The sequence below is a fragment of the Legionella tunisiensis genome (genome assembly GCF_000308315.1).
Taxonomy (GTDB): domain Bacteria; phylum Pseudomonadota; class Gammaproteobacteria; order Legionellales; family Legionellaceae; genus Tatlockia; species Tatlockia tunisiensis.
This window is the reverse complement of record NZ_CALJ01000275.1, coordinates 1-6,305: the sequence shown is the minus strand read 5'-3', so window position 1 is coordinate 6,305 and position 6,305 is coordinate 1. Positions and strand designations below refer to the sequence as shown.

Genomic DNA, 6,305 nt, shown 5'->3' with positions numbered 1-6,305 from the left:
CGCCATGATCACTCAGAACAACGATCAAACTATTTTGTAACAGTTCAGCCTGCTGTAATGCTGCCAAGAGCTTACCTATTTGCTCATCGGCTTTATGAACGGCATCTAGATACAGTTGTCCACGTTCTTGCACAGAGTATTCATTTTTTACTTGAGCAGGGGAAGAGGCTGCCCAGGCATAAGGCCAGTGAGGCAAGGTAAAATGTACCGCCATAAAAAGAGGTGTTTGAGGGTTATGCTGTTTTATGAATTGCTGCAGGGCTCTATCAAAAGTACTCGGGTAATACGAAAAGTGACTGGAGCGGTTAAGATAGTTATAAGGAAATAGCCAGTGACTGATAGGGAGATTAATGAGTAGGTTACTTAAAGGAAAATCATTAAAGGTGCCTAAGAGCACATCATTGACACCAAGTTTAGGTCCTATCACTTTTTCAAAACCAAAATCGTTACTGATACTGCTAAACCGTCGATCATCAGTAGCAAAAACGGTTTGATAACCCATTTTCTTTATAGTCCAGGCAATGCTTTCCTTGCTTTTTACAACATCGGCTGGCATCAAATTATAGCGGGCCTGGTGGTGCAGGGGATACAGACCTGTCAGTATACTTGCCCAGGCTGAATAGGTGCGCGCGAGAGGGCTAACTGTTTCTTTAAATACGATACTCTGTTGGATAAATTTATTGAGATTAGGAGCATTTTGGGCATTCACTCGTTCAGGACTGAGTGAATCAATACCAATCAGAAAGATATTAGGCGTTTTGTTGGAAACAATCTCAGTGTGCTTTACTTGATCTTTTTCATAACTAAGAAAAAATAATGCGCTCAAGCAAACCAGAAAAATACAGCTGAAAACTACAGGATGGCGGCGCCAAGCTTGCCATAAAGTATTCAAAGCAAATAGGCCAAGTATCAGCAACGATAGGTATAGGATAATTTTGAGTAGCAGTAACGGTAATCCGGGTAAAAATAAACGACTGAAAACGCTTAAAGGAAAGAAATAGCAATTAACAGCCAGTAGAGCTGCGAGTGAGAGGCAAAAAATAATCATTTGCCAGCGCTCAAGCGCTTTCTTTGTAGGGAAATAGGCTGCTATTCCCCAGAGCATGGCAGTTTGTATGAGGGTTAACAGTACATAAAGCAGAATTTGAATGATAAGCGCTGTTGCAAGTTCGATATAAACAGATACAGGTAAGGGAATAGCTTTTAGGAAACTACCTCCTTGGGCAAGGATGTATGCGAATTGTAAAATTAAAAAACTAAATTGAATAAGGCGAAATTGATACAGTAGTCGCCTATGCCTTCTCTTTTTTTCACAGTTGTTTGACTACTGTGCTGTTTAAATGCCAATTATAAACGTAACCATTAATCGTATTGATGTGTTTAAGCTGACTCCGTAGTGGTTCTTTGGCAAATTGCTTAATATGATTGATCACATCACGCTTTGTCCCACCAAAATCCTCATTAAACCAATCATAAATCTTCGACACAATTAACTTGCCCTCAATAACCTGTACGCCACGGAGTGAATTAATGTAGTCTCTGGCTGCGTCATTTAACTCTTTCTCTATTGTGGTGCCATGATAGGCTTGCTTGCTTAGATTGGCAGCTCCTATTGCAGCATTGTTCATTGCGTAGAGAGTCCTTGGATCATTCCAGATAGGGCGAATAATGCGGTTTTGTATTTCATCAAGTGACAAAGGGGTGCGATTGATTGTAATTAGCTTCGCTCCCCAGGGACCAATACTAAATAAACCTGGTGAAATATTAATTTCTTCAATACTCCCGACAGGATAATAATCAGCTACGATTTGGATAGTCAGCGCATTATAGAGATTAAGCCAAAAAGCAAGTTGCTCATTCCGGTTATAGGCATCGATATCGATTTTAGCCATTTTTTCAATATAGGATTTTAGTAAATCGTAATCTGCTTCAGTGAGATTAGGATAATCAACCAGATTAATACCTTCTTCGTTGGTAACAATTCGCTTATTCAAAAATGTTTGCCAATCGTCGTGTGCAATTGTTTCTGTTGATAAAGGGTTATTTACTTCCCAAATTGGCCAAAGGTTTTTGTGGAAGGTTGCGCCCATTACACTATTCATCAGGAATAAACAGACTAACAAGCTAAAAATTTGTATAAATGGCTTGATTTTAAACATTCACTCTGGCTCGATTTCTAAGTGCGCTACCGATGGTATTTCCATCTAAAAACTCTAATTCGCCTCCAGACGGGATCCCGTGAGCTAATTGACTAATATGAACAGGGTAGTCGCGTAGTAATTCGTGTATAAAATGAACAGTCGTTTGGCCTTCTATCGTAGGGCTTAAAGCAAGAATTACTTCTTTGATCTCTTCTTTAACAACCAAGTCGTGTAATTTTGGTAATCCTATGTCATCTGGCCCCAAGCCATCAAGTGGCGAAATTCTTCCCATTAATACATAGTAACTGCCAGTATATGCATTACTTTGTTCGACTGCGAATACATCAGCAGGATTTTCTACTACGCAGAGAGTTGTCAGATCTCTTGCCGGGTTTTGACAGAGTTTACATAAATCCTGTTCGGTGTAATTATTACAACGTTTACAGTGATGAATAACATGCATCGCCTGTTCTAAACAGGAAGCAAGGTGCAAGCCGCGCTGGCGTTGATGTTGCAATAGATGAAACACCATGCGCTGCGCAGATTTCGGTCCAACTCCAGGCAGGCAACGCAAAGCGTCCACCAAGCGACTTATTGTGTCCATTATCCCTCTTATTCCTTATCTTCTTCCTTCAGGAAGTCAGTAGGGATGTTAAGTCCTGCAGTTAATTGACTAATTTTTTCTTTCGATGCTTTTTCTACTTTTCTTACAGCGTCATTAATAGCTGCTGCAACTAAATCTTCCATCATTTCAACCTCTTCATCCATTAATGAAGGATTGATTTTGACTTCAGTAACATCGTGACGGCCATTCATTTTGATTTTGATCATGCCACCGCCTGCTTCACCATCAACGAGTAACTGACTCAGTTGTTGTTGAGCTTCTTGCATACGTTGCTGCATTTTTTGGGCTTCTTTCATCAAGTTGCCAAGATTTTGATTAATATCCATGTCTTTCTCTCGCTAGTTAAATGTAATAATTATAATCCATCTTTACAGGGTTCAATAGAATTTTGAACTAATTCGGCCGAAAATTCTTGTTTCAATTGTTGAAAAAGGGGTCATTTTGCAGGGCTGCTTCTGCTTCTTGTTGACGCAAGCCTTGAGCAATCTGTTTTTTCTGAGCCGGCGACGATTGTACCGTCTCACCAGTATTTAGTACAATTTTAATCGATTTCTTATAATAGTTACTTAAAGCTTGTTCCAAACGACTTGTTACTGCGGGCGTAAACAAGGACTGGTGACCTTTAGCAACCCGAAGCGTTATTTCACGGTCAGATTTTGCTATTAGCTCAGCATTTTCTGCTGCATTAAGCGTCAGACCTGTCAACTTTAGTTGAGTTACTACTGTGCTCCAATCGTCAGAATCAGATATCGTTGAGACAGGCTCTTGCACGATAGGCTGTGACGGTGTAGGCGGTTCTGGTTCTAGTGCGCTTATATTGTTTGCTTCAATAATAACCGGCTCCATTTGTTTATCTGATATAGTCAACGGCGGGCTAGCGTTTTCCCCAAGCACCAAGGGTTTTTTAGCGACTACTTCATAGGCCAGTGGTGGTGTATCGGCTTTTCCTGCTGGTCTGAATGTCAGCATACGCAATATAATCATTTCAAAACCAACTGCCAAGGTTGGCGCCAGGTACATTTCTTCAGAGCCTTTAAGACCAATGTGATAAAATAATTGGATATCTTCTGGGCTAAAATGTTTAGCTAGTGCTTGGATTTCCGGCTGCGTAACAATGAGCGGATTTCCATCAGGCAAATTCTGTGTGACAGTGATTTGATGCAGGTAATCTAATAAGGAATCGAGCACATAGCGGAAATGCCCCCCTTCAACCGCAATTTGTCTACTGATCTGAATGAGCTGTTGAGCGTCAAGCGTTGCCAGAGCATTCAAAAGATGAATAGCATAATCTTGTTGCGTATACCCCAGGATTGATTTTACTACCTGTGTTTGTAAGCAATCATCACTACTGGCAATTGCTTGATCCAGGAGGCTCAATGCATCGCGCATACTGCCTTTAGCTGCTTTTGCTAAAAGCTCTATGGCCTCTACTTCGAATGAAAACCGCTCTTCATGGAGAATATGTTGCAAATGTTGGGCAATCAATTCAGAGGGTAAATGCTTGAGACTAAACTGTAAACAGCGTGAAAGTACTGTAACAGGTAATTTTTGCGGATCTGTGGTCGCCAATAGGAATTTTACATGTGCTGGTGGTTCCTCCAGCGTTTTCAACAATGCATTGAAACTATGTTGAGAAAGCATGTGTACTTCGTCAATCAAGTAGATTTTGAAGCGACCATTAGCTGGTGAGTATTGGACATTTTCCAACAATTCACGCGTATCTTCCACCCGTGTTCTAGAGGCACCGTCAATTTCAATTAAATCGATGAAACGACCTTGCTCAATAGCCAAGCAAGCATCACAGCGGAGACAGGGTTCTGCGCTAATGCCTTGTTCGCAGTTGAGTGCTTTAGCCAAAAGACGTGCAACACTCGTTTTACCGACACCGCGTGTACCAGTAAAAAGATAAGCATGATGTAAACGCTGCTGATTAAGCGAATTGATCAATGCTTTGTTAATATGTTCTTGGCCAACCAGCTGAGAAAAAGTTCGTGGTCGCCATTTACGCGCTAGTGCTAGATAGCTCATACGGAGTTTTCATTAGTTGGGCGGCAGCTCTAAGAGCCACACCCCGGCGCCCGCATCAATCGTTACCGCTGCTCCCTTCCGGGCCTGACGGGATTCACAATCTATCGTCGCGAGGGGACCAATAGAGCCACCATCGTTGAATTGCGAAGATTAACAAAAATAATAGGGATAGCCAGAGATATAATACACAAATCTTGTGAAATAGCCGTATGAAGGTTAGTGGTGAATGATGAAAGTATATATAATGGCCACTCCATTAAAATGAAAGCCAAAAATATGCAGAAACGTACTCTTTTACCTTGGCTCAATTGGGGCACTTCAACCAGTTTTGTGTTATTCCAATTTTTTCTTCAGACTGCTTCCGGACTAATGGCAGCTGGATGGCAGGCTGATTTCCAATTAACAGCCACTGAAATAGGTTCTTTATCAGCCGCTTTTTTTATTTCTTACGTGATTATGCAGATTCCTGTGGGATTTGCCTATGATCGCTTCGGGGCTCGTAAAATTTTAATTACCGCATCTATTTTATTATGTTCAGGGACGTTTGCTTTAGCCTTTAGCCAGGTTTATTGGCAAGCGTTTGTTGCGCGAATGATTATGGGCATCGGTAGTGCTTTTGGGTTTGTTGGCATGCTCTACGTGACGGCTTCCTGGTTTTCAGGACGACATTTCGCCTTACTTGTTGGTATTTCAGAGACTTTGGCAATGATGGGAGTCGCTTTGGGTGAAGTGGGTATGGCATGGACTATTAGTCATTACGGTTGGCGCTTTACTATGATGATTGGTGGATGGTGTGCTCTTGGAGTTGCCCTGTTTGTTATCATTTTCGTCCGCGATCATGCAAGTCAATTGACTAAAGAGAATAAAGAAAGCGATAAGAGCTTGTCTTTTGTCACTGCTATTAAAGAAGTCATAAGCAACAAACAAATTTGGTTGGCAGGGTTTTATGGTTTTTCCATGTTCTCAATTATTAATGTTGTTGTAACGCTTTGGGGAGTACCCTTTTTTCTTCATCAACATCATCCCATTTCATTACATACTGCCGGGATAATGATGTCGATGGTATTTATTGGCATAGGAATTGGTGGTCCTTTTAATGCGTGGCTTGTCCAACGCTGGAAAAAAAGACAGGTACTCATGAGTCTGTTTGCTTTCATAACGACTATTCTCTTTGCCATTATCCTCTATATGCCAGGGTTACCCTTAGGGAGCTTATCTATTCTATTAGGATTACTAGGCTTCTTCTCTTCAACCTATATTCAAGTTTTTGCAGTAGTAAAAGATGCTGTGGGAGTAGGAGTAAGAGCGACAGCATTATCGACAACCAATATGTTACTGATGGCTAGTGCACCTCTCCTGCAACCTTTGGTCGGTAAATTGCTACAATTAAATTATACCTTCCCGCAAGCTTTGTCGGTGATTTTTTTCTTGCTTGTACTAACTGTTTTATTATCTTTCGGTTTAGATAGAAACCTTAATCTAGATTGAAAAATAAATTTAACAAAAAGGTT

General features: G+C 41.0%; 5 protein-coding genes, 1 other RNA gene and 1 pseudogene. 1 reads left to right on the top strand and 6 read right to left on the bottom strand.

The features are described from left to right. The 6 genes and pseudogenes from BN58_RS26425 to ffs all read right to left on the bottom strand — a co-directional run. The coding region (locus BN58_RS26425; RefSeq protein ID WP_019217726.1) for a sulfatase-like hydrolase/transferase at nt 1–1,105 on the bottom strand (1,105 nt) is incomplete at its 3' end. A gap of 205 nt (nt 1,106–1,310) precedes the next feature. Continuing rightward, a complete protein-coding gene (locus tag BN58_RS16250) occupies nt 1,311–2,159 on the bottom strand; it encodes a DUF547 domain-containing protein (protein ID WP_019217725.1) in 849 nt (282 codons plus the stop codon). Then, entirely contained in the window at nt 2,152–2,745 is a 594-nt protein-coding gene (gene recR / locus BN58_RS16245) for a recombination mediator RecR (protein WP_019217724.1), read from the bottom strand. Before recR ends, BN58_RS16250 begins: the two co-directional genes overlap by 8 nt. Nucleotides 2,746–2,753: 8 nt before the next feature. Beyond that, nucleotides 2,754–3,092 (bottom strand): YbaB/EbfC family nucleoid-associated protein, encoded by a 339-nt coding sequence (locus tag BN58_RS16240; protein WP_019217723.1) that lies wholly within the window; start codon nt 3,090–3,092, stop codon nt 2,754–2,756. Between the two features lie 29 nt (nt 3,093–3,121). Continuing rightward, nucleotides 3,122–4,794 (bottom strand): annotated as a pseudogene (dnaX, locus tag BN58_RS26420) (DNA polymerase III subunit gamma/tau). Nucleotides 4,795–4,821: 27 nt separating this feature from the next. Then, an RNA gene (gene ffs / locus BN58_RS30100) (signal recognition particle sRNA small type) lies at nt 4,822–4,918 on the bottom strand. 137 nt (nt 4,919–5,055) lie between these two features. On the opposite strand from ffs, the gene BN58_RS16230 reads away from it, so the two are divergent. Continuing rightward, nucleotides 5,056–6,282, top strand: coding sequence for an MFS transporter (locus BN58_RS16230; RefSeq protein ID WP_232220721.1), 1,227 nt, complete (start codon nt 5,056–5,058; stop codon nt 6,280–6,282). Nucleotides 6,283–6,305 lie beyond the last annotated feature (23 nt).